The sequence below is a fragment of the Planktothrix sp. PLAVEN19ND genome (genome assembly GCF_057220675.1).
The window spans coordinates 4,335,088-4,358,326 of the sequence record NZ_CM170132.1 but is presented as its reverse complement, the minus strand read 5'-3'; the positions used below and the strand labels follow the sequence as shown (position 1 = coordinate 4,358,326).

The 23,239-nt window shown below is 38.8% G+C and carries 23 protein-coding genes; 4 read left to right on the top strand and 19 right to left on the bottom strand.

The genetic code is table 11. The features are described 5' to 3' along the window. Positions 1-49: 49 nt before the first annotated feature. Positions 50-1,897, bottom strand: coding sequence for an ABC transporter ATP-binding protein (locus AC2D3N_RS18560; RefSeq protein ID WP_484691766.1), 1,848 nt, complete (start codon positions 1,895-1,897; stop codon positions 50-52). Between the two features lie 570 nt (positions 1,898-2,467). On the opposite strand from AC2D3N_RS18560, the gene AC2D3N_RS18555 reads away from it, so the two are divergent. Then, positions 2,468-4,216, top strand: coding sequence for a two-component system response regulator (locus tag AC2D3N_RS18555; protein WP_484691765.1), 1,749 nt, complete (start codon positions 2,468-2,470; stop codon positions 4,214-4,216). Positions 4,217-4,227: 11 nt separating this feature from the next. On the opposite strand, the gene hisG is transcribed toward AC2D3N_RS18555, so the two are convergent. Then, positions 4,228-4,872 carry an ATP phosphoribosyltransferase gene (hisG, locus tag AC2D3N_RS18550; protein WP_079680863.1) on the bottom strand — a complete coding sequence of 215 codons (645 nt, stop codon included), beginning with the start codon at positions 4,870-4,872 and terminating at the stop codon, positions 4,228-4,230. Positions 4,873-4,906: 34 nt separating this feature from the next. Here hisG and AC2D3N_RS18545 point away from each other — a divergent pair, with 34 nt between their 5' ends. Together AC2D3N_RS18545 and rppA are read left to right on the top strand one after the other, a co-directional pair. Beyond that, positions 4,907-5,617: a glutathione S-transferase family protein gene (locus tag AC2D3N_RS18545; protein WP_234996793.1), complete on the top strand. Its 711-nt coding sequence runs from the start codon at positions 4,907-4,909 to the stop codon at positions 5,615-5,617. A 244-nt stretch (positions 5,618-5,861) separates the two neighbouring features. After that, the gene (rppA, locus tag AC2D3N_RS18540; RefSeq protein WP_484691764.1) at positions 5,862-6,542 is read left to right on the top strand and encodes a two-component system response regulator RppA; all 681 of its coding nucleotides are present in this window, start codon (positions 5,862-5,864) and stop codon (positions 6,540-6,542) included. 152 nt (positions 6,543-6,694) lie between these two features. On the opposite strand, the gene AC2D3N_RS18535 is transcribed toward rppA, so the two are convergent. The 16 genes from AC2D3N_RS18535 to AC2D3N_RS18460 all read right to left on the bottom strand — a co-directional run bounded on the left by AC2D3N_RS18535 (position 6,695) and on the right by AC2D3N_RS18460 (position 20,155). Next, a complete protein-coding gene (locus AC2D3N_RS18535) occupies positions 6,695-6,997 on the bottom strand; it encodes a PIN domain-containing protein (protein WP_484693774.1) in 303 nt (100 codons plus the stop codon). A 105-nt stretch (positions 6,998-7,102) separates the two neighbouring features. Further along, positions 7,103-7,342 carry a ribbon-helix-helix domain-containing protein gene (locus tag AC2D3N_RS18530; protein ID WP_079680865.1) on the bottom strand — a complete coding sequence of 80 codons (240 nt, stop codon included), beginning with the start codon at positions 7,340-7,342 and terminating at the stop codon, positions 7,103-7,105. A 43-nt stretch (positions 7,343-7,385) separates the two neighbouring features. Then, positions 7,386-7,640, bottom strand: a complete 255-nt coding sequence (locus tag AC2D3N_RS18525; RefSeq protein WP_079680866.1) for an addiction module protein — start codon at positions 7,638-7,640, stop codon at positions 7,386-7,388. Beyond that, positions 7,619-7,924, bottom strand: coding sequence for a hypothetical protein (locus AC2D3N_RS18520; protein WP_079680867.1), 306 nt, complete (start codon positions 7,922-7,924; stop codon positions 7,619-7,621). Before AC2D3N_RS18520 ends, AC2D3N_RS18525 begins: the two co-directional genes overlap by 22 nt. 77 nt (positions 7,925-8,001) lie before the next feature. Continuing rightward, on the bottom strand, positions 8,002-8,337 hold the full coding sequence (locus AC2D3N_RS18515; RefSeq protein WP_079680868.1) for a GIY-YIG nuclease family protein: 336 nt from the start codon (positions 8,335-8,337) through the stop codon (positions 8,002-8,004). Positions 8,338-8,340: 3 nt separating this feature from the next. Next, entirely contained in the window at positions 8,341-9,255 is a 915-nt protein-coding gene (locus tag AC2D3N_RS18510; protein WP_079680869.1) for a hypothetical protein, read from the bottom strand. 181 nt (positions 9,256-9,436) lie between these two features. Continuing rightward, entirely contained in the window at positions 9,437-9,613 is a 177-nt protein-coding gene (locus AC2D3N_RS18505; RefSeq protein ID WP_159451567.1) for a hypothetical protein, read from the bottom strand. A gap of 138 nt (positions 9,614-9,751) precedes the next feature. Further along, positions 9,752-10,987, bottom strand: coding sequence for an LL-diaminopimelate aminotransferase (locus tag AC2D3N_RS18500; RefSeq protein WP_484691763.1), 1,236 nt, complete (start codon positions 10,985-10,987; stop codon positions 9,752-9,754). Between the two features lie 89 nt (positions 10,988-11,076). Beyond that, on the bottom strand, positions 11,077-11,691 hold the full coding sequence (locus AC2D3N_RS18495; RefSeq protein WP_484691762.1) for a hypothetical protein: 615 nt from the start codon (positions 11,689-11,691) through the stop codon (positions 11,077-11,079). 58 nt (positions 11,692-11,749) lie between these two features. Then, positions 11,750-13,228, bottom strand: coding sequence for an MFS transporter (locus tag AC2D3N_RS18490; RefSeq protein WP_484691761.1), 1,479 nt, complete (start codon positions 13,226-13,228; stop codon positions 11,750-11,752). A 105-nt stretch (positions 13,229-13,333) separates the two neighbouring features. Next, entirely contained in the window at positions 13,334-14,266 is a 933-nt protein-coding gene (gene recO / locus AC2D3N_RS18485; protein WP_484691760.1) for a DNA repair protein RecO, read from the bottom strand. A gap of 13 nt (positions 14,267-14,279) precedes the next feature. After that, the gene (gene deoC, locus AC2D3N_RS18480) at positions 14,280-14,960 is read right to left on the bottom strand and encodes a deoxyribose-phosphate aldolase (protein WP_484691759.1); all 681 of its coding nucleotides are present in this window, start codon (positions 14,958-14,960) and stop codon (positions 14,280-14,282) included. A gap of 72 nt (positions 14,961-15,032) precedes the next feature. Continuing rightward, a complete protein-coding gene (locus tag AC2D3N_RS18475; RefSeq protein WP_484691758.1) occupies positions 15,033-15,836 on the bottom strand; it encodes an endonuclease in 804 nt (267 codons plus the stop codon). A 3-nt stretch (positions 15,837-15,839) separates the two neighbouring features. Then, complete coding sequence (locus tag AC2D3N_RS18470; RefSeq protein WP_484691757.1) at positions 15,840-17,138, bottom strand: DNA cytosine methyltransferase; 1,299 nt, start codon at positions 17,136-17,138, stop codon at positions 15,840-15,842. A 68-nt stretch (positions 17,139-17,206) separates the two neighbouring features. Next, positions 17,207-18,553, bottom strand: coding sequence for a dihydroorotase (locus AC2D3N_RS18465; protein WP_484691756.1), 1,347 nt, complete (start codon positions 18,551-18,553; stop codon positions 17,207-17,209). A 243-nt stretch (positions 18,554-18,796) separates the two neighbouring features. Beyond that, positions 18,797-20,155: a histidine phosphatase family protein gene (locus AC2D3N_RS18460; RefSeq protein ID WP_484691755.1), complete on the bottom strand. Its 1,359-nt coding sequence runs from the start codon at positions 20,153-20,155 to the stop codon at positions 18,797-18,799. A gap of 147 nt (positions 20,156-20,302) precedes the next feature. Between AC2D3N_RS18460 and AC2D3N_RS18455 the strand changes: the two genes are divergently transcribed. Next, positions 20,303-21,805 carry a CPBP family intramembrane glutamic endopeptidase gene (locus tag AC2D3N_RS18455; RefSeq protein WP_079681060.1) on the top strand — a complete coding sequence of 501 codons (1,503 nt, stop codon included), beginning with the start codon at positions 20,303-20,305 and terminating at the stop codon, positions 21,803-21,805. A gap of 137 nt (positions 21,806-21,942) precedes the next feature. Here the strand turns inward: AC2D3N_RS18455 and AC2D3N_RS18450 are convergent, their stop codons facing one another. Next, positions 21,943-23,139 (bottom strand): hypothetical protein, encoded by a 1,197-nt coding sequence (locus AC2D3N_RS18450; RefSeq protein WP_484691754.1) that lies wholly within the window; start codon positions 23,137-23,139, stop codon positions 21,943-21,945. Positions 23,140-23,239: the final 100 nt, after the last annotated feature.

Sequence of the window (23,239 nt, the reverse complement as noted above, 5' to 3'; positions counted from 1 at the left end):
TTATTACCCATTCGTAATTCGTAATTCGTAATTCGTAATTAACCATTACCTATTCCTGTATTGTTAACATTTGCAAGTTATATAAACTCGCATATAACCCATTTTGTGCCAGGAGTTCGTCGTGACTTCCCGACTCAACCAATTGCCCTCGTTTTAATACTAAAATCCGATCCACATTTCTAATCGTTGAAAGACGGTGAGCAATAATAATAGCGGTACGTTCTTTTAACAGACGTTCTAAGGCTTCTTGAATTAAAACTTCCGTTCCCACATCTAAATTAGCCGTTGCTTCATCTAAAACTAAAATTTGAGGATTCCGAATTGCTGCTCTGGCAAAGGCTAACAGTTGTTTTTGACCACTGGATAAATTCGTTCCCCGTTCTCGAAGTTCGGTATTATATCCTTGGGGTAACTGTTCAATAAAACGATTTATATTGGTTTTTTCCGCAGCCTGTTTAATTTCTGCCAAACTATAGGATTCTCCTAGGGTAATATTACTTTTAACATCTCCAGCAAATAAAAAACCATCCTGTAAAATCACCCCAATATGACGTCTAAGTTCGGTTTGACGTAACTCTCGAATATCAATGCCATCGACTAAAATTCGTCCTTGAGTGGGTTCATATAATCGACACAAGAGTCGAATAATCGTACTTTTTCCGGCGCCCGTTGGCCCGACTAAGGCGACTTTTTCCCCAGGACGAATGGTTAAATCGAGGTTTTTGATCACATAGTCATCTTCTTTATAGGCAAACCAAACATTTTCAAACCGAATTTCTCCCATTTGCACCCAATTTTGATCATCAGAATCTAGGGTAGAAAGATGGGCAGTAACTTGATCAAGATCCTGAATTTCTATCGGTTCATTCAAAATATTATTAATCCGTTCAATGGCGGTTAATCCTGATTGAATGGCGGTGAATTTTTCGGCAAATTGTCGTAGGGGATCAAACAATCGTTGGGCATATAAAATGAAAGCTGATAACGTCCCAAAACTCAATTCATTTTCCACAACTTGTCGGCCGCCAAACCACAAAACAACGCCAATGGCAATTAAGGCAATCCATTCTAAGGTTGCGGATACCGCCGAATCATAAAAAATAGTTTGATCAACGGCTTTAATATATCGAAGATTAGTAGCTCGAAATAATTCAGAATTAAATCTTTCTCGACGGAATAATTGTACAACCCCAATTCCCACCATATTTTCTTGAAATTGGGAATTAAGATTAGAAAGTTCGTCTCTTGATTTATAGTTAGCCTTCCGGTATTGTTGTTGAAAATAAACAATTATAGCCGTTACCGGAACCATCATTAAAACCAAAATTAAGGCTAATTTCCATTGCATCATAAACATCAAAATGGCAATGACTAAAATGGAAAATAAATCATTAACAATCCCAATTGCACCCGTAGAAAATACATCACCCAAGGCATCAACATCACTAGTTAAACGGGTAATTAATCGTCCCACTGGAGTGCGGTCAAAAAATCTCACCGCTAAAGAAGTGACATGATCAAATAAATCATTCCGAATATCCGTCGTAATTTGTTGACCTATTTTTTGCACCCAATATCCTTGAATTGATTGTAATAAAAATCGAGCTAAAATAGTAATTAGAAGGATAATAGCCAAAACATTCAATCCATCCGATAGAGACATTTCTCTGAGTAAGGGATGGGTTGTCGGTTCCTGACGGATGAGAGAAATCGCTTGTCCAATTAAAATGGGTTGAACGGCACCGGAAACCGAGAGGGGAATTAATAAAATCAAGCACAAAATTAATAACCGTCGATTCCGTTTTGCATACTCAGCAATTCGCACAAGTAAGCGCCAATCTGTTTCACGGGAGTTCTGTTCTTGAGGGGTATTGTTAGGAGAAATTAGGGTAGTCATTCCAACTTAAAATTTAAGTGATTTTCACTTCACAAAAGTCTAACACGCCTGATGGTCAGATCCCACCTTGGGGCATCACACCCTCGGTGCAAAATCCGTATCCAGGACATCCAACTCCAAATAACTCCTATAGCTCTACACAGCAAAGTTAAGACACTTCTAAATCCAGCAAACTCATTCCCTATTATCGTTCGACAAGGCTCTCCTGAGCGAAGTCGAAGCCTGTCATGAGCTTGTCGAATGGGGCTCACGACGCGGCCTGTTATACCCCAAAGCCTCAAATTTAGGGAAAAAATGTTTTTTAAACCATTTCAATCCGTGTAAATACGCAAATTGTGATGATTTAGGTCACTTTTTAACGATGCAGATCACATATTCTGGCATAAAATCTCACATAATTGTCGTTTTTATATCACATCAATTCAAGAATTAACGATATATCTTAATGGATATAACGTTCTTTATCTTTTTTAAAGAAACCTATCCAGTTGGGATCGCAGATAATGAATAGCTAAAGGATTTATAGTCTATTAGGAACTATAAATAGAATTTGAGGATAGAGTAGAAACCATGAAAACAATTCTAATTATTGAAGATGATGTTTTATTGCGTAGGAGTTTACTAAAAATTCTCCATGCTGAAGGATTTGAACTTCTCGAAGCCGATAATGGACAAATCGGGATCGAACTGATCCAAAACCAACAACCCGATTTAGTTTTATGTGATTTAATTATGCCGAATTTAGATGGGTATGGAGTCCTAGAACAGTTAAGAAGTAACCCCGATACCCTGTCGATTCCTTTTATTTGTTTAACCGCCCAACATGAACGCAGTAATTTACGCCGGGTGATGGAACTGGGTGCGGATGACTATTTAACTAAACCCTATAGTAAATCTGAACTCTTAGCCGCCATTCAAGCTCAATTTAACAAACAAGAACAAATTCAGAATCCCACCTCAATTTCCGAGTCTGAAACCTTGATTCAATTAGTTGGAAATTTTAATGATGAATCTCATATCAACTTATCAGCACAATTGAATTTGCAGAGTAAATTCAAACAAATTATTAGAGACATTATCTCACCGGATCAGTCGGTTCCAGTATTTATTTTAAGTTTAGATCGCTTAGAACGATTTCAAGATTATTTAGGTACAAATTATGGGGATATTTTAGTCCAGGCGGTGATTAATCGGATTCATGATGAAATACAAAGGGCTGGATTTGTAGTTAAATTAAAAAGTGAAAAAATTGCCTTGGTTTTACCGCCGATTTCCGATGAAAATGAAATCGAAGAAATTGCGATCAAACTTTTAAATTGTTTATCTAAACCAATTAAAATTTCAGACTATAGATTATTATTAGGGTGCTGTTTAGGGGTTTCCTTATATCCCCAACATGATAATGATTTTGATAATCTCCTGATTAAAGCTAATATTGCTTTGCGTCAGGCTCAACAACAGGGAACCCATTCTTATTTTTTATATACTAATGAAATTTGGACAAAAATTCAAGATCGGTTTCACTTAGAAATTGATCTACATCATGCCTTAGAGAAAGAAGAATTTACGATCCATTATCAACCCCAACTTGACTTAAAAACCGGAAAAATTACCGGAGCAGAAGCTCTATTTCGGTGGCGACATCCCCAACGAGGATTAGTTCCTCCGATTGAATGTTTAAGTATTGCGGAAGAAAATGATTTAATTGTAGAAATTGATGAATGGATGATTCGTCAAGTCTGTCAACAGTTAAAACAATGGCAAAATCAGGGATTTCAAATCTCCGTTGCGGTGAATGTTTCGGGAGTAAAATTTCATCAACGGAACTTAGGACGCTATGTGATGCAAGTGCTCAAGCAAACTAATTTAGATCCAAGTTGTTTAGAATTAGAACTAACAGAAAGTGTTTTAGTTAAAAATCCAGAACGTTCCGTTTCGATTCTCAATGAACTCAAAAATTTAGGTATCGGATTGTCCTTAGATGATTTTGGGACGGGTTATTCCTCCTTAAGCTACTTGCAAAAATTCCCCTTTGATACCTTAAAATTAGATCGCTGTTTTGTTCAAGACGTTAACCATCATATTAAAAATGCAGCCATTGTTAAAGCCACCATTGTCATGGCCCATAGTTTAGAGATGAGAGTCATTGCAGAAGGAGTAGAAACCAAAGCCGAACAAGAATTTTTGCGAGATTATGGCTGTGATTGTCTACAAGGATATTGGTTTAGTCGTCCCGTAGAAGCCCAGGTTTTTGAGCAAATGCTGAGGGCAAACGCCCAAGAAACAACGACTAAACCCCTATCAACTTTGGAGCATTAAATCCCCCAAAATTACGCTTTAACAGTTAGTTGTGCTTGGATTTGAGTAATTAAATCTTTCAGTCCGCCCGTATTCAAACGATAACTTAAGGGATGGGCAATTAAGTAGGCTGTACTTTCAAATAACACCTCAATTTCCGTTAATCCATTTTGCTGTAATGTTGCACCCGTAGAAACTAAATCTACAATCGCTTCAGACATTCCCGTAATAGGCCCCAATTCAACGGAGCCATATAATGGTATAATTTCCACTGGTAAATCCAAACTCTCAAAATACTCACTGGCACAGTGGACAAATTTAGAAGCGACCCGACTATGGGGCGGTAACTCTACCGGAATTTGATAGGGACTCGATTGTTTAACCGCAACCGACATCCGGCATTTGCCAAACTTGAGATCAACTAGTGAAGCGACTTGAGGCTTTTTCTCCCGCAGGACATCATAACCGACAATGCCTAACTGGGCTTGACCATATTCCACATAAACCGGGACATCCTGCGCCCGCACTAATAACGCCTTGGCTGTTTGAGTGGGATCATGAATTTGCAGTTGTCGATTGCCGGGATCTAAAAAAGCACTAAAATCAAGTCCAACGGCTTGCAGAAGTCGAATAGTTTCTATCAATAAAGCGCCTTTAGGCAGTGCTACGGTGATCATAGGAATGAGAAATGATAGGATTTAGGATTGATCAGTGCAGTTCGCCGAAAATTCGGTATCTGTTGAAACGGCAATAATTACCCTAACTTTTATTTACCAGATTATGGGACAGTTAACTCTGGTGATTGGCAACAAAAATTATTCTTCTTGGTCATTGCGTCCTTGGTTTCTTCTGAAGCAAGCCGGAATTAATTTTTCTGAAATTTTGATTGATTTAGGTAATCCCAACACCTACAAACAAATCCGGCGCTATTCTCCATCGGGAAAAGTTCCGGTATTATTAGACGGAGATTTAACGGTTTGGGAATCCCTAGCCATTTGTGAATATATTGCTGAAAATTTTATTCCTGATTTATGGCCGCAAAACTTAGAAGCCCGGACTTATGCGCGCTGTATCAGTTATGAAATGCACGCTGGATTTATCAATTTAAGGCAACAAATGCCGATGAATTGTCGGACTCGTTACCCCAGAGAAGGCATGAAACCGGACGTACAAACCGATATTGATCGGATTACGGCAATTTGGCGCGAATGTCGGGAACAATACGGCGCTCACGGTGAATTTTTATTCGGAAATTTTACCATTGCAGATGCGATGTTTGCCCCGGTTATTTCTCGATTTATTACCTATGATGTCAAGTTAGGAGAAATTGAACAGGCTTATGTCGAAAAAATTTGGTCACTTCCAGCCATGCAGGAATGGATTGATGCGGCTTATTTAGAACCAGAAATGATGCACTTTTGAATGGTTTTTATGATCACTTGTAGGGGCGGGTTTTGTAAAAATTTATGTTTCCCAAAAATAACTGTTCAAAACCCGCCCAACCCCTGCTTAATATTCAGTTGATTATAAATTATGTTGAGGGGCGGGTTTAGGTAGGTTATTTGTGGATATTATAGATTTATTTGAACCCGCCCCTACAGACCCTAATTTTGGGAAAATTATTGTTAATTATATTAACTTTATCCTGAGATAATATTACTAAATTATGCGAATTTTATTGGTTGATGATGAAATCGAATTAACAGAACCTTTAAGCCGGGTATTAACCCGTGAAGGTTATACAGTTGATATTGCAACGGATGGCTGTTTTGGCTGTGATTTAGCCCGTCAAAATCATTATGATTTATTAATTTTGGATTGGATGTTACCGCAAAAATCCGGCTTAGAAATTTGTCAGGAATTGCGATCGCATTCAGATCAAACACCGATTCTATTTTTAACCGCAAAAGACACCCTAGATGATCGAGTTCAAGGATTAGATGCCGGGGCAGATGACTATTTAATGAAACCCTTTGAATTACGCGAATTATTAGCTAGGGTTCGTGCCTTATTACGTCGTTATCAAGTTATAGAATCCCCCGTTAATTCTAACCGTTTGCAAGTATTAGACTTAGAATTAGACCTCGATAATCAACTCGCCTATCGAGGTGGACGTATGATTGATTTATCAGAAAAAGAAAGCCAACTTTTAGCTTATTTGATGCGCTTTCCAGGACAATTATTAACCCATGATCAAATTCATCAACATCTCTGGGGAGCGGGTGAACAACCGAGCAGCAATGTATTAGCAGCACAAATTCGCCTGTTAAGAAGAAAAATCGAAACTACCGGGGAAATCCCCCTAATTCACACGGTTTATGGGAAAGGATATCGTTTGGGAGAATAGTTAAAATTAAAGGTTAAATTTCCCCAAATAGTGCTAATTTTTCAATGGTTCGCATAATCCAAGTTCTACCATTAATTGTTCATAATAAATATTATTAATGATGTGATCTAACTCAATTAAAATTATACGAGCTAGTAGGATAGATCAATAAATTATTGTTTTTTGTAAGGAACAATTACAGTATCTAGCATTGGAAAATGTTTTTGATTCAAAGTTACTAAGTGAGCTTGTTTAACTTCAGCAGTAGCAGCAATTAACGCATCAGCCAGTCCTACACCATGACTTTTTCCATAATCTCGGCGATATAATCCTCCTTTAATAGCAATTTCTTCATTAATAGGTACAATTTTAAAGGCAAGAAAAAAGGTATCTAACACCTCTCTTTCTTTCCCTTCCCGAACGCCTGAATAAAGTTCAGCAATAGTAATACTTGAAATTAAAATAGATTCTTCTATTAAATTTTCTAAGTAAGTAACAGCTTGCGATCACCCTCGTAAAAAGTCGATTAAAACATCAGTATCAATTAATAAAATCTTAGGCATATTGACCAATAAAAATTGTTAAAATCTCTGCCATTCCTGACGTAAATGTTGTAAATCAGGGATATCTATATCTTCTCGATCTGCCCATACTCCTTTAGCTTGTTGTATTAATAAATATCGGTTTTGCCGTTGATAGTCTTTAATTAATTGTTCAACTGCTTCGCTAATTAATTGACTTTGAGTTTTTCCCGTTTCTCGTGAAATTTCAGCCAGAGCATTTTGCAGGGGTTCATCTAAACTAATTTTAGTTTCAGGCATAGATTTTAGAAATTGTAAATGGTATTTTAATTATAGATTAACTTTAGGGATAAGAAATTGTACTAGCCAGATAATTTACACTCCTCAAAATCTGACTTAATGCTTCTTCCCCTGGTATCGGTTGCACTACACCAGTCCGAATTTCATCTCGACGCTGTTTTGCTTCTGTTATCCATAGTGTTTGTATAGTTTCATCAACATCAAACTCCAAACTTTCGACTAATTTCTCGACGAGAAGCACTCTCGATGCACTGGGTAAAGATAATGCTTCTGTAATTAATTCCTCAACGGTTCGCATAATCCAAGTTCTGCCATTAACTGTTCATGAGAAATATTATTATGGCGTTCATCATGACGCTTTTTAGTTGTACTAATAGGAATATCGGCTAACGTTAAGAGAGGTAAAGTTAACGCCTCTTGAAAAGCTTCAATATCCCTAGCTAACGTTTCTAAAGATTGACCGATGGGTTCTACTGCATTTTGTGTACAACTGATAATTGTTCCATCTTCGGCATAGAAGACTTCACGAATGATATAGTCACCATTAGGTTCTTGAAAAACACGATAATTCCAGTTCATCATTCTATATATATCCTCCTGTTGACCTGAAAAGAAAAGTTTAGTCTTGGGTTGTATTTTTTTCAACCCAAGTTACTAACTTAAAAATTCTTTGATTGAGGGAGACAAGATAGTAGTTTCTTACGGTATGCCAACACAGTGTAAACAGTGTGGCAATGTTGTTTATTCAAACGAGGTAAGAATTTACGAATTAATTGAGTTTCTAATCCGGGTAAACTACAGTATTCAGCTTCAAAATAAACTATCCTCCAGTTGTAATTTATAAGATGATGATTTTGCCATCGCTGCCTCAAATTTTTGGTTTTACCAATATACAAAACTTCGCCTAATTCGTTGACAACAAAGTAAATTCCTGAAGTTCGAGGTAAAAAATGCCGATCCTTTATTGATACTTGTGGCAAATTTGTAATTTCCATAATTTACTTCTTCTTTTTGTTTTTATTATTATTGTTAGCTGATAAAGCCTTTTTAGCATCAAGTACCCGATGAACATCTTGTCTAGTTATACGGTCTCCTAGTTTAGGTTCTTCCGGTTCAATCATTAAGGCATCAGCAGCAGAAGCAATTGCTTCAATAGGATTCATACCTTTACGCCGTATGTACTTTGCAGCTAAATCCTCTATCTGGGTAATTCGCTGTAGTTGATTAACATGAACATGATCTTTAGGTGTTTTGTAATCTGCTATATCTAGGTGTTTATTGATTTCTTTTTTATATTTACCAAATAAAAATTGATAAATTTTACCAAGAGCAGAAGCATATATTCCCCTAGCTCCACCTCTTATAGAGTATTCTTTAGTATACTCTTGAATTGAACTTTGATTATTTTCAATCCATTCTCCAATTGCTGCCCTTAAATCTATATTGAGCATAATTGACGCATTACGATACTCAAACTTTTGGATGTATTCATCTTCATCTCTTACTACTCCAAAAGCGTGATCTGCTCTACGTTCTAATGTCTCCTGCATCGCAGCCGCCATCAAACTAATTGCAGGTCGGCGCTCTCCTACAAGGACGGCATACATTATAACCGCCATAAAGTCTTCAGTTGAAATCAAATAGCTCTCAATAAAGCCTTGTTCTTGTTGAGATTCATAGTCTCCTTTAAAACCATAGCCTTTCAACCTATGTAAAGCATTACCTTTTGCTCGCAGGGTTTCGCTTAACCATCCTTCATTGAATCCAACTGCTTTACTAGCTTGTCTCATTGACCATCGATATTCACCATTAGGCATCATGGAGATTGGCATAGGAATTCCGCCAATGGTTATCATCTTGTTCTTCCCGTATGAAACTTCTGGCTCTTCAGCGAATTTTTTGAGTTGCGTCATAGGTGCTTCCTTATTTGATAAATTGCTATGGGGTTAACCCTATGGCAATGATAAGCCATTTTTGCCATAGGGTCAACCCCATGAGGTTTTTTCTTTGTTTACTAGATGCAACTATGTATCTAGTAAATTCTGTACCTCAACCTAAGCTAAAAAGCATTACCTTTTGCTCACAGGGTTTCGCTTAACCATCCTTCATTCCTCCATTGAATCCAAGTGCTTTACTAACTTGTCTCATTGACCATCGATATTCACCATTAGGCATCATGTAAACTGTCATAGGAATTCCGCCAATGGTTATCGTCTTGTTTTTCCCGTATGAACCTTCTGGCTCTTCACCGAATTTCTTGGGTTGCGTCATAGGTGCTTCCTTATTTGATAAATTGCTATGGGGTTGACCCTATGGCAATGATAAGTCATTTTTGCCATAGGGTCAACCCCATGAGGTTGTTTCTGGTTTTACTAGATGCAACAAGGTGGGCAATGCCCACCCAACAATTTAAACCTTAAACTTCTCGGTAATTCGACGCATAGCTTCTTCTACATTTTCCCGACTATTGAAAGCAGAAATACGGAAATAACCCTCCCCCGCCGCACCGAAACCAGAACCCGGAGTTCCCACAACATTACAGGTTTGTAACAGCTTATCGAAGAAATCCCAACTCGATAAACCTTGAGGTGTTTTCACCCAAACATAGGGGGCATTTTCTCCCCCATAAACACTTAATCCCGCCGCCGTTAATTGCTCCCGAATAATTTGGGCATTTTCCATATAAAATTGAATTAACGCCTTAACTTGAGCTTTTCCTGCGTCTGAATAAACCGCCTCCGCCGCCCGTTGAATAATATAGGAAACACCGTTAAATTTAGTCGCTTGACGACGATTCCATAACTTCCATAATTCCACATCGGAACCATCTTTAGCTTTAGCGGTTAAGGTTTTTGGAACTACCGTAAACGCACAACGAGTTCCCGTAAATCCGGCGGTTTTGGAGAAAGAACGAAACTCAATCGCACAGTCTTTTGCCCCAGGAATTTCATAGATAGAACGGGGTAAATTCGGGTCAGAAATAAACGCTTCATAAGCCGCATCATATAATATAATAGAACCGTTAGCTTTAGCGTATTCGACCCAGGCGGTTAAGTGTTCTTTAGTTGCCGTTGCCCCCGTGGGATTATTAGGAAAACACAGATAAATTAAATCCACTTTTTGGGTCGGAATAGCAGCAGTAAAATTATTTTCCGCCGTAATTGGAATATAAACTAAACCCCCATATTCTCCATTTTCATTAGCATCTCCCGTGTGTCCTGCCATCACATTTGTATCGACATAAACGGGATAAACCGGGTCAGTGACGGCGATAATATTATCATCTCCAAAAATATCTAAAATATTTCCGGTATCGCATTTTGAACCGTCGGAAATGAAGATTTCATCGGCGGAAATATCGCAACCTCTAGCTTGGAAATCGTGGGCGGCAATTTTTTCGCGTAACCAACCATAACCCTGTTCCGGGCCGTAACCTTTGAAGGTGTCACGGTTGCCCATGTCTTCGACGGCCTGAAGCATGGCTTGACGGCAGGCTGCGGGTAAGGGTTCGGTGACGTCCCCAATGCCTAAACGGATGATTTTGGCGTCGGGGTTGGCTTCTGCAAAAGCATTCACCCGGCGGGCAATTTCGGGAAATAGATATCCGGCTTTGAGTTTGAGGTAGTTATTGTTCAGGGTTGCCATAGTTGATTACCAATGCAAAATTTAGGGTGTAATTTCAGTGTTCAAAAGTAACTGAACCTTCTATCATACAAGGGTTTGGGATCGCTTTTTCAAACTTTTGTCCACAGGGCAAGACCACCGCCTCGACCCCTAGCGGCAATTAGATTGGGAGTAATCACAAAAAAGGCAAAAAAGGCTTGATTCTTAATAGAATCTTGATAAAATTTTTCAGAATTGCTGGCGGTTCCGGGCATTTTACCGTCATAAAGATTTAAGCCGAAAAGTTTGGAGGTAACATAGGTAAAATCGAAGGCGAGAATATTCTTTTTATCTAAAAACTTTGCGGGGCCAGTGAGGGTTAAATTAAACTGATTTAATTTGACACAATTTTGAATCATTCCTGCGTCTATTTCTGGGGGTGTTTCTATTCTTAATAATGGATGGGGATATCGAGAATAGATAATTTGTAAATTCAAAAAACTAGGAATATAAAGTCCGCCGCCTTTAACAAATCCGGCTTGTTTACGGATTTTCTGGGTTCCACTCACCCAACAGAGTCGCCAGTTTCCAATCAAGGATTCAAAGCTATGTTTTTCTTTAGTTTTTTTGGCTTGATTTTCACATCGAATTAAGGTTTCAGCGACAATAGAAGAATTGGGCTTTTCTCCATTCCCTGTTAATACAAATTGAGCGACTTTTTCTAACAGCAGAAGATCATTTTCCATAGGATTTTAGGGTTGTTGATGATTGGCTGTGGGTGCGTGCAAAGAATGCTTACATACCCTAGAATTTTTCCCCCTCTCCTTCCGTAATATGGGGCGCATTTCGAGAGATTAACCAAGTAATAAAACCCCCGGCGATCGCTAATCCTGCTAAACTCAAAAACACATTAGATAACCCAATTAAGGTTTCCGCAAATCCCGCTAAAGCTAAGGGTAAACTCAAGGCAATATTAATCGCATTATTCTGAAGACCAAAGACTTTTCCTCGCATTGCTTCCGGGGTTTCCGCTTGAATTGTGGTTTGCATGGGAATTGCTACAATTGCCCCAAAAATTCCTAAGCCGAAAATTAAGATTAAAGTCGGCCACAATCTTTCATTAAATAGGGATAATCCCCCCAATGATCCGGCGACTCCAAAAGAACCCATTAACGCCAATTGAAAATGGGTAAATCGATGCCCCAGATGCCCCAGAAGCGTTGCTCCAAGACCCATTCCCGCCCCTCCAGCAGCTAATAGAAAGCCAAACTGGGAGGAACTAATCTCGGGAATAATTTCCGCCAAACGCACGGCTAAAACCGCTAGGGCGGCAAAAATTGAAAACAGAATAATTAATTGGAGTAAAGCATTTCTAATCAAAGTATGATTACTTAGATAGCGAATCCCATCGCGTAAATCTTCTAAAATATGGGGTTGTTCATGGTCAGAATTATTATTTTTTTCTTGGGTGTTTAAAAGCATTAGAATCAACCCGGCAATTACATATTCTCCCCCAACAATTAATTCTTTTCCGATGGATTGTAAACCGATTTGATTAGCAATTAAATCCGCCAGAGCTAATAGGGGTTCTCCCACCGCAAACCCTACAATCACCGAAGCCATCATGGTTGTAGTATACAGAGAATTCGCGGATAATAAATGACGTTTTTCCACGACTAAAGGAATAGCTGATTGTTCCGCTGGGGCAAAGAATTGAGTCAGGGTAGAGACTAAAAAAGTAGTGATTAATAAAATATAAAATCCCACGGGTAATTGGCCGAAATATTGATCTTGAAATAGCCATAAAATGAGGGGTAAAGCCATAACTAAACCCCCGCGTAATAGATTCGTAATCACTAAAACCGCTTTTTTTGACCATCGATCAACAAATACTCCCGCACCCGCTCCAAACAAAATTGCAGGAATAGTAAACGCCATCATAATGGCTGATACCCAACCGCTAATGGTTTGATCAGCCTGTTGAAATCGAGTCGAAATAATGGCAATCATTAATACTAAATAAACTTTATCCGCCAGTTGAGAAAACAATTGTCCACTCCAAAGGGCGAGGAAATTTTTGTTTCTCAGGACGGGTAAAAATCCCCTTTCTTCTTCCCCTGGGGGTTCGGGCACAGGGCTATTGTGATCGTAATTATTTTTTCCATTGTCCAATTCTGCGGAACTAGACGGGGTAATTTCTATCAAGGAGTCAGTCTCCCAATCTTTCATAATGGCCAAGGGTGGATGGAATTTAAAGTTTTTTTCTAAATCTGGCGATCGCATCTTATAATTTTAAATTGGTATTCTAAGAGCAGTCAGGCTTGAGCGAAAATTGACACTCTCTCCCTAACATTTTAATGATTAATTGGATCGGTGGCATGACTAATATTAAAACGGGGGATCAATAATAAATTGGTGGGTAAAGGTATCAATCAGCGACGCGGAACGGATACAACACCCTAAATGATATTCTGTATATTGCCGTAATGTCCGTTCTACGGTCATCCAGTCCCAAGCCAGAATCAGTTCAGATCGGGATGACACCTCTGGGTCAAGGAGTTCAGGTTGGGCTAAGTGTTGCAGAATTGCTAACTGTCCGGCGGTCAGTTTTGTATTGATTTTCAGTTGAGGTTGAGGCACACTCTCTATGGTGTAAAGGTTGCCAGACTCCTTAAGTATAGGGGTTTTTGAGGCAACGGTAATCGGTTTTTTCTGTTTTAGAGCGGATGGAGTCCACTCCGATAAATTAATAATTCCCCCGGTCTCAATACTAAACCCAACCCGCCAATGTTCATCGGTAAAATTAGGCTGAAGTCGTCGTTGAGTTAAACAACATAATTGGACTTGAGGTGCGGTTCCCGCTAGGGCGAGAAGATGGAAAATTCCTTGGGTTAAACAGGCAATAATTTGAGTAGAATTAGCAACTAAATGGGAATTAGAAAGAGTTTGTAAACGGTTTAAATGTTCATTCAGGAGGATAAATAAATCCTCTTGCTGATGGTCGCCGAGGGCTTGACTGAGGACTAATTCTGCTAAATATTGACTAGCGGCTAATTTACCTAAATTTTTACTTAAACCTCCATAGGTGGTGACGGTTTCGGCTTGGGTTATTTTATCAAGCGATCGCCCTTTAGCAATTAATAATTGATTGACAACAAATAATTCACTCCGTCCTCCTAGGGAAGATTTTGCTTTTCTAGCTCCGGGGGCAATGGCTTTAATTAAGCCAAATTCCCGGGTTAAAATGGTTAAAAGTCGATCGGATTCTCCAAAGGGTTGGGCTTTTAAATTAATCCCCGTAGCACTATAGGTTTTACTCATTGAATCTTGTCTATTAACTCTCTTTTTTAGTTTCTGTTTTCAAAATATCAACGGCGCGAGAAGTGCCTAAACGAGTGGCTCCTGCTACAATTAAATCAACCGCTTGTTGGTAGGTACTAATGCCACCGGAGGCTTTAATTCCGATGCGTCCTTTGGTCACGGATTTAATCAATTCAATATCGGCAACGGTCGCCCCCCCATACCATCCCGTACTGGTTTTAATATAGGCAATTCCCGTATCCATTAACACCTCAACGGCTAAACATTTTTCCTCATCTGTCAGTACACTGGTTTCAATAATTGCCTTAACCGTTTGTCCAGTTTCTTCACAAATTTCGGCAATTTCTCGATACAATTCCTCGGTTTTTCCAGTTTTCAACCAACTTAAATTAATTACCACATCTAACTCCGTCGCGCCATTTTCAACCGCTTCCTGGGCTTCATAGAGTTTAACCTTAGAAGTTGTCGCTCCGGTGGGAAATCCGATCACAGTACAGACCTGGGGTGATTTTCCTTGCAGAAATTCTTTCACGAATTTAACATAACTGGGAAACACACAAACACTGGCAAATTTATATCTTTCTGCTTCATAACAATACTGTTGAATTTGTTCTGGTGTTGCCGTTTGATTCAGTAAGGTATGGTCAATATAGGGAGTAATATCTAATCCTTTAGGATTAATAGATTTAGCCATAGAATTTATAGTAATTCAGTGAGAGATTAATTCTATTATAGAGCAATTTTGGCTCGTTTATCTGTGCTCAAATTATTCCCATACTTTATATTGTTCCAAGTCATTTTTTAAAATATCTTTACTCAAAACTAACTGGTAATGTTTTTCTCTAACAATCCTAACTTGATCATTTTCTAGGGTTAATTCAAACATAGCAATAACATTATCTGGCATAAATTGAGTAGATACAGGACGACAAATCAAATCAGGAAATTTAGTGATACAACAGCTTATATCCTGTTTTGTTTGAACAACACCAAGTTGATCAGATCCTCCCTTAGCTTGAACTGGAATGACATACTGTGCGCCGTTTTGATTGACTCCTACATAAATTTCATCTATTTCAATTTGTCCAATATTAGGCACTGTAGTTCTTAGATGATTTTGTAAAGAATACGTTGTAATTCCTAGAAAGATATCTATTAATCGATTATAGCGTACCTTTGCTAGTAATGCTTGTTCATCACTTAAAGCGTACTGACTGATGATTTCAGGTGTCGAGTCAGGAATTTTTATACAAATTAGATTGGGGTTAGGAGTAATTCGATTAATTGGACTTAGTTTAAATCTATAAACCGCTTGTCCTGCCAACTCAATAACCCATTCTAAACCATCGGGTGCAGTATCAGATATTAACGTTGGAAACTTTCGCCTAAAACGATAAGAATATAAAACATCACCTAAATTTTTAGGAGATGGAATATTGAGACTTTGAGCTACTTCGGTAAATTCAGAACGACTGAATTCAAAATTAGTTATACCTGCTTGATAATGCTGTCTAAATATTTCAGCAATAATTGCATCATATCTTCCTGATTTTTTGCCTTTATCTGCCATAAATTATTCACCCTTATTTCCTCTTTTTCTAGGCTCAATTACATGGGGATCAACATTATAGAGTTTTGCAGCTTGGGACATATTCAAATATAATAACGCATCATCACCTAATTTTTTCTTTTCCGTTGGTTGACTGGGAATTATCCCCAAAAGTTTGATAATTTCCCCCGCCACTGCTTTAGCTAATAAGGGCGGAACAGAATTTCCTACCTGTCGAAAACCGTGCCATTTTGTCCCTTGAAATCTAAACCAGTCGGGATAGGAATGTAAGCGGGCGGCTTCTCTAACCGTAATACAACGGGGGGTATAGGGATGAATTGGACGGGGGGAAGTAAAGGCGCCTCGGTTGCTAGGTGTTCCGGCTCTTAAAGTGTTACATAAACCTTGGGGATGGAGTTTATGAAATCGACTAATTTTTTCCGTTTTTCCCCATTCCGTGGCTTCAAATCGTGCCGTAGAGGTGGAAGAATGGCGCGATCGCAAACTACAGGTTAACAGATTTTGATCAAAAATTCTCGGATAGGAAAAATCATCCTTAACTGGGAATAATCCTCGCAATAGTTGAGCATAAAAACTTGATTTTTGATATTCAGCTAGGGTATAATCTCTTAGGAATAATTCAGAATATTGTTCAATAGTGGGTAAATCTCCAATGGCATCCCAAACCGTCGGACAGGGAGATAAGTTATTCAATTTATTATCAATTTTAGGATTAACTTTTGGCGGTTTTGTGATGGGTTGAGGATAACCAGGTAAGGGTAAATCTTGGCGAGATCCTAAAATAAATAAACGCGATCGATCTTGAGGTACACCATAATAGGAAGCATTTAAGACTTGATAGTTTTCTATGACTTGATAACCCTGACTTTGCAGCTTATCAATAATCTCAGTAATAAATTGTCGATGTTTTCCCACCGTTAAACCGGGAACATTTTCCAAAACAAAATATTTCGGTTGTAATTCATCAACTAACCGAATAAAATGAAACATTAAACTATTTCTCGGATCATCAAAAGCCCGTTTTCCAATTAATGAAAAACCCTGACAAGGTGGCCCCCCAAACACCACATCAATCTCCCGATCTCCAATCTCAGAATTCTGTCTAATTTCTAATCCCGTGAGGGTTTCAATACCTTGACAAAACACCTGCCAAAAAGGAAAATTATATTCATGGGTTGCACAATGAATCGGGTCAATTTCCACAGCAGCTAAAACATCAAATCCCGCCTGTTCAAAACCCAGGGTCATGCCTCCCGCACCCGCAAACAAATCTACAGCAATCGGTCGTTTTTGAGTCTTCACAGTTAATTATTTTTACTGAAAAATGTTAAATTAGAGTCTAAGTTGTTGTGATCACGGACTAGGATATACTAACATACAGGCGACCAAGTTTTGATCACCCGCCCAGTAATTTCTTGCCCCAACCAGGGAGTATTAATAGAGCGAGATTTTAGGGTATTTGCATTAACAACCCAAGAATTTTTAGGATCAAATAATATCATTTCTGCGGGTCGATCCGGTTGAATAGAATAGGGAGTTTGTTGTAAACAAATAGCCGGGTTACTACTTAAAAATCTCCATAAATCTAAGGCTGACCATCGCCCCGACTCAACAAAGGTTTCCCATAATAGGGGTAATGCTAATTCTAACCCAATCACACCCGGGGGCGCGTCAGCAAAAGCAACGGTTTTTTCTTCATAACAATAGGGGGTATGATCAATGGCGATCGCATCAATAATTCCCGTTTCCAGTCCTTGAATTAAAGCCTGTTGATCCGATGGATTTCCCAAGGGAGGATCAACTCTTAAATTAGGGTTATAGGGGAGAGGAATATAAGTAAGAATTGTTGGGTCGTCATCTTCTAAGGGTCGATTCCAAATCCGATTAATAGATGCGGTATTTAATAATAAGTGTATCCAACTTATACTGGCGGTAATCGGTAAATTACGGGCCTTAGCTTGGGCAATTAATTCTACACTTCGCGCCGTAGAAACCCGCATAATATGAACCGGAGTTGCCGTTACTTCTACTAATTCTAATATCGCGGCTAAGGCTGCGGTTTCCGCAAATTGGGGGATTCCGGGCAAACCACATAAGATGGAATCATGCCCCTCTCGCATGACTCCATTAACGGCTAATTGGCTATTAAACGGATATAAGGCTAAGGGTTTATTTAAAGGTTTTAAATATTCTAATATTCTTCTTAATAAGGCTAAATTTTCCAGAGGTTTACCCTCAGTAAAACCCACAATATCCGCATCTGCTAATTCACTCAATTCCGTCATTTGTTGACCTGCAACATCTTGGGTTAATGCACCCCAAAGATATAATTTTGGACGCTGAAACTCATAATTGAGAATAGCAATTTTTTCCGATCGTTGTTGTAATAATGTCACCGTTGCTGGGTTATCAATGGCTGGAATAGTATTCGGTAAAACTGCTAACCGAGTAAATCCGCCAGCAGCAGCAGCATTCAATAAAGAATTTAAGTTTTCCCTTTCTTCAAATCCCGGCTCCCCACTCTGACTATATAAATCAACTAATCCCGGCCCTAAAATCAAGCCTTCCCTATTAATAATTAGGGTATTTTCTGGATAATCATTAATTTCAGATTCAATGGTTTTAATATAACCATCAATCACCAAAATATCAGCAATTTGATCTCGTTTAGAAACCGGATCAATTACACGAACTTGCTTTAAAAGTTGACAATTCATATTCCAGTATCAGGTGTTGGTTTTAGGGTGCAGTAGAGACGTGCCACGCATTAGTGTCAACTTCAGGCTAAAAGTAGGCGATCAAACCAGAATTTCCTTGATCTGATCCCAAGTCAATGATCCCCCCTAACCCCCCTTAACAAGGGGGGAACAGGAGATCCAAGTCCCCCTTTTTAAGGGGGATTTAGGGGGATCTAAATCTCGGCTATAATCAAGAGTTTTTAGCTAAAATTCCACCGTCAACTATAACGCTCCAGCCGCCGTTTTATCGAGAATACTACCCGATAAATGACTGGTAATATTATCCGCTTGTAACACAGGTAAACCCTCAATTCCTTGGGGATAATCAATCACCGTCACCGCACCATTGCCCTGTTTAAAGTTCCAAAAATGATCGGGAGGCAGATTAAATAATTGACATAAGAGTGCCTTATTAATCGCATCATGGGCAACCACTAATATTGTGACATTTTGGTGATTATAGGTTTCAACAATTTGCTTCCAGGCGATTAAAGAACGTTGCCAAACCTGTTGTAAATTTTCGCCTTCAGGCATTTGAACCGTTTGGGGTGCTGTCTTCCATTCCCCTAATAATCCGGGGTAAGATTGTTCGATTTCCGCTTCAAATTTACCTTCCCATAAACCATGACTAATTTCACAAAATTCCGGTTCTAATTGTAACTCTATCCCCGGATGATTTTGTAATATAATTTCTGCGGTTTCCTTGGGACGAGCCATGGGACTTGTTACCGCAAAATCAATTTTAATTTCTTTGAGAAATTCCGCCGCTTTCCGAGCTTGTTCTCGACCATTATCATTCAACGGCACATCAATTTGTCCCTGGAATTGACCCATGCGGTTCCATTCCGTTTCCCCATGTCTAACTAATAATAACCGTGGCCCTTGATGACCCGGACGTACAGAAGGGACTTTATGACCAACATGAGTTGTTAAGTTCATTGACTCCAACTGGACATCCGCAGGTTTTGGCAATTCTCCGGGGATAATATTAGTAAAATTCAAAATACTAATCCCACAGTTAGACTGTTGTACGCTTTGATAAAATTGCGGTTGAATTCCTAAAGCCGTCGCAATTAAACTTCGATTAATTCCATTATGAGCCACTAATAAAACCGTTTGATTTTGATGACGGGCTAAGATTTCCCGCCAAAATTGTTTCGCCTGTTCAAATAATGCTAAGACCGGAAAATATTGTTTTTCTCCTTCCGGTGTGGGAATCTGCATTGAGAACTCATGGGGCGAGTCGTGCCACCTCTGATACTCTTGGGGAAACTGTTCCATCACCGCTTGACGTTCCATCCCCGCCCACAGGGGGAGATCAATTTCCATTAACAGGTCGCTAGGTTGAACCTTTGGGGGGTCAGACAGGTGGGTGATGATGATTTGGGCCGTTTGTTTCGCCCGTTGCAAAGGACTGCAATAGAGAGCATCAAACCTTAAACCATTCAAGGCGTCACCGACTTTCTGGGCGGCCACAGAACCTTTCTCTGTCAAAACAGAGGCATCCAAGCGACCTTGAATTCGACTTTGGGCATTATAGGTACTTTGACCATGACGGACAAGAATTACACGGGTCGTCATTGTTAAATTGAGGAGTGGGAATTTTGGACTCTGGACTGAACCGAATTTAAGCCAGATGTCATTGTACCTTGTTTGGAACAGTATCAGTTAGAATGTTGGGTTTCACCGCTCAAACTCGGCAATATTTTATTCTTACGTTTTGAAATCATGACACCCAAACGCTGGATTTTAGCAATTTTAACCTTATTAGCCATTAGCTTTTTGGGTTTATCGTTACTCAATAGTTGGACTCAACCCCAAATTCAAAGCCGTTTAGAATTGTATCAAACCAATTTACTGCTTCATGCTTCCCAATGGCAAGGGAAAGGGACAGAAGCCGGTAATTTAATCACATTACGCGATAATTTAATTGGTAAAACTCCGGTACAGGAAGCCCTAAAACAATATCAACAGGTAGAAGAATCTGTTACCAAAAATTTAACTAAATTCCAAGAAAATCAGGAACAAATAACAGCTAGTTCTTTACAGGAATTAGAACAACTGAATCGAGATTTAAAACTGAGAATCGGGATTTTAAAAACACAAATTGGATCTGCTGATCAAGCTATAGAAACTTGGAAAAGTTTAGTTGAATCAGAACCAGAAAGTCCGGTTAAAACCGCAAAAACAGCACAGGTGTTAATCGGATTATGGCAAACTCCCGCCCGATTATTGCCCGATGCTGAACCCATTGTCCAAAACTATTTAGAGGGTTGGTTTCGTTATCAATCTTTAGTTAAACTCTATACTTTACAACAGCGTCCAGAAGCCTTGGTGACCCTGGAAACGCAACAACAGCAACGCTCGGAACAAGCGATTTTTAAGTTAATGGTTGTCAGTGCTATTCCGGGGCTAGGATTAGTCATGGGATTATTATTAGCCATTGTTTTAGGCATTCAATTAATTTTTAAAGGCAAGGATTCTGTTTTAGCAACCAATATGGATGTAGCCTGGTTAATTCCTTGGAATGGGGAAATTATTTTACAGGTTTTTGTAGTGGGTTTTTCCCTATTAGGGCAATTCTTTATTCCCCTAACTTTAAGGGCTGTTTTTCAAGGATTAAATCTTCAGCCCAGTAGTTTTGATGTTAGGACTCAGGCGGTTTATATTTTAATCACCTATTTATTATTAATGCTGGGAGGCTTTTCGGTTTTGTATTTTTCGATTAAGCCCTATTTTCCCTTACCCGAAGGTTGGTTTACTTTCAAACTCAAAGATAATTGGTTTGTTTGGGGTTTGGGTGGATATTTAGTTGCTTTACCGTTAGTGATTTTAGTGTCTTTAATTAATCAGAAATTTTGGGACGGACAAGGAGGCAGTAATCCTTTATTACCCATTGCTTTAGAAAGTCAAGATAGTGTAGCTTTAGGGATATTTTTTATCACCGCATCCATCGCGGCGCCGATCTTTGAAGAAATGATGTTTCGAGGATTTTTATTACCGTCTTTAACCCGTTATCTTCCCCTGGGAAGTGCGATTCTTTTAAGTGGATTTCTCTTTGCCGTGGCGCATTTTAATGTGTCGGAAATTTTGCCATTAATGACGTTAGGAATTGTTCTAGGGTTTGTGTATACGCGATCGCGCAATTTATTAGCACCAATGTTCATGCACGGATTATGGAATAGTGGCACTTTATTGAGTTTATATGTTTTGGGCAGTGGTGGAAGTTAGAGGGATTAATCGGACAAGAAATTGATACTCTCAGGTCTGAAGCACACCCCCGTGAAAACCTTCCATGAAAGAGGGGAGAGGAACACCCTAGTTTCCACACTCCCATCCCTCTCCTCTGAACAACTAAGGGGAATCAGCTATAGTTTATCTAAACTTTCTACAACAACACGACGAAAGATTTCCGTGACTTCTGCCGCCATTCTGGCATCTAACTCCAATGCTTGTTGAGTAAAATCCTCCTTATTATTAATAGGAATTACACCCCTTAAAGTAAGTGCTAAGGTTCGGAATTCCGAGGGTTTTTGATTAGCATTGGGTAAGGGGTCAATAAATTGTACAAACGCCACATAGCAGAGTTCTACCGTTTGCCGAACTGTACTATCTCCATAACCCATTTTAGAAAGAATAACTGGAGACGTAATCAACTGTTCAATTCCCAAAGTTTTTAACGCGACATCCACATAACGAGCAGGGTCTTGACCCAGGGCTTTAACCAAACAATTGAAGTTTCTTTCTGGAAGGTTAGGAAGTTGAGATTGGGCGGGTAAATAATTATGCCATCCAATTAAAGAAATGAGACGAGTTAAATCATAAGCCGAAACAAAATTATCTCCTTTGGTAGTATCTAAAACCGCTTTTAAAATAGTAGTTTTAGTATCAGGATCAACAATTTCAGGATTTAAAAATACTGGATTTTCTCCATAATCACCTTGAAAATTTGAAGTTGAATTTCCCGTGATTTTTTGCAGCCATTTCTCTAAATTAGAGCGGGTTTCAAATCTTTTAAATAGAGCAGCTAAAGCGTTAGAACTAGCAACTTTGTGTTTATAATTAACTATATCTTCAATCGCAGTTTTTAGGCAAAAGTTTGCAGTCCGGTTATCGGAATTTTGTAATTTTAAATTGTTGACATCATATTTAGGAAATTTTTGATCAATTTGAATTAAGGTATTCAGCACCGGAATAATTTTAGTGGTACTCCAAAATTGTGTGGTTTTTAGGGGATTTCTTCCCAGCCAAATCGTGTGAAGTTCTCCCGCTTCAAATTTCCCCAAACTAACACAGGCTTCTTCTATTTGAGGATGGAGAAAAGCCAAACTTTCTTGATCAATATAAGGAATTTTTCCCAGGGCAGGATAGGGACTATATTGTAAAGGTTTACGGTTTAAATATTGGGAATAATTTTGAATATGATTTTGATAGGGAGACTTCTCCAATCCTTGATCTAAAAAAGCAAATTTATCTAAATTCGCCCCAATTTCATACTCAATTTTTTGGAAATTATCAAATACTTGTTCCCTGTTTTTAGCCTGTTCTAAACTATCGCTATTCATTGAGGATATTTCCTAAGTTAAATGATCAAACTGATAACGGGTAAGGGCGGGTTCATCGAGATGCACGGTATAACAAAGATTTAAAAGTAAGGGCGGGTTC

Excerpts from the sequence above, each read along its gene's own strand:
- AC2D3N_RS18560 (WP_484691766.1), bottom strand. The coding sequence starts at position 1,897 with ATGACTACCCTAATTTCTCCTAACAATACCCCTCAAGAACAGAACTCC.
- AC2D3N_RS18555 (WP_484691765.1), top strand. The coding sequence starts at position 2,468 with ATGAAAACAATTCTAATTATTGAAGATGATGTTTTATTGCGTAGGAGT.
- hisG (WP_079680863.1), bottom strand. The coding sequence starts at position 4,872 with ATGATCACCGTAGCACTGCCTAAAGGCGCTTTATTGATAGAAACTATT.
- rppA (WP_484691764.1), top strand. The coding sequence starts at position 5,862 with ATGCGAATTTTATTGGTTGATGATGAAATCGAATTAACAGAACCTTTA.
- AC2D3N_RS18530 (WP_079680865.1), bottom strand. The coding sequence starts at position 7,342 with ATGCCTGAAACTAAAATTAGTTTAGATGAACCCCTGCAAAATGCTCTG.
- AC2D3N_RS18525 (WP_079680866.1), bottom strand. The coding sequence starts at position 7,640 with ATGCGAACCGTTGAGGAATTAATTACAGAAGCATTATCTTTACCCAGT.
- AC2D3N_RS18520 (WP_079680867.1), bottom strand. The coding sequence starts at position 7,924 with ATGATGAACTGGAATTATCGTGTTTTTCAAGAACCTAATGGTGACTAT.
- AC2D3N_RS18515 (WP_079680868.1), bottom strand. The coding sequence starts at position 8,337 with ATGGAAATTACAAATTTGCCACAAGTATCAATAAAGGATCGGCATTTT.
- AC2D3N_RS18510 (WP_079680869.1), bottom strand. The coding sequence starts at position 9,255 with ATGACGCAACTCAAAAAATTCGCTGAAGAGCCAGAAGTTTCATACGGG.
- AC2D3N_RS18505 (WP_159451567.1), bottom strand. The coding sequence starts at position 9,613 with ATGACGCAACCCAAGAAATTCGGTGAAGAGCCAGAAGGTTCATACGGG.
- AC2D3N_RS18500 (WP_484691763.1), bottom strand. The coding sequence starts at position 10,987 with ATGGCAACCCTGAACAATAACTACCTCAAACTCAAAGCCGGATATCTA.
- AC2D3N_RS18495 (WP_484691762.1), bottom strand. The coding sequence starts at position 11,691 with ATGGAAAATGATCTTCTGCTGTTAGAAAAAGTCGCTCAATTTGTATTA.
- AC2D3N_RS18490 (WP_484691761.1), bottom strand. The coding sequence starts at position 13,228 with ATGCGATCGCCAGATTTAGAAAAAAACTTTAAATTCCATCCACCCTTG.
- recO (WP_484691760.1), bottom strand. The coding sequence starts at position 14,266 with ATGAGTAAAACCTATAGTGCTACGGGGATTAATTTAAAAGCCCAACCC.
- deoC (WP_484691759.1), bottom strand. The coding sequence starts at position 14,960 with ATGGCTAAATCTATTAATCCTAAAGGATTAGATATTACTCCCTATATT.
- AC2D3N_RS18475 (WP_484691758.1), bottom strand. The coding sequence starts at position 15,836 with ATGGCAGATAAAGGCAAAAAATCAGGAAGATATGATGCAATTATTGCT.
- AC2D3N_RS18465 (WP_484691756.1), bottom strand. The coding sequence starts at position 18,553 with ATGAATTGTCAACTTTTAAAGCAAGTTCGTGTAATTGATCCGGTTTCT.
- AC2D3N_RS18460 (WP_484691755.1), bottom strand. The coding sequence starts at position 20,155 with ATGACGACCCGTGTAATTCTTGTCCGTCATGGTCAAAGTACCTATAAT.
- AC2D3N_RS18455 (WP_079681060.1), top strand. The coding sequence starts at position 20,303 with ATGACACCCAAACGCTGGATTTTAGCAATTTTAACCTTATTAGCCATT.
- AC2D3N_RS18450 (WP_484691754.1), bottom strand. The coding sequence starts at position 23,139 with ATGAATAGCGATAGTTTAGAACAGGCTAAAAACAGGGAACAAGTATTT.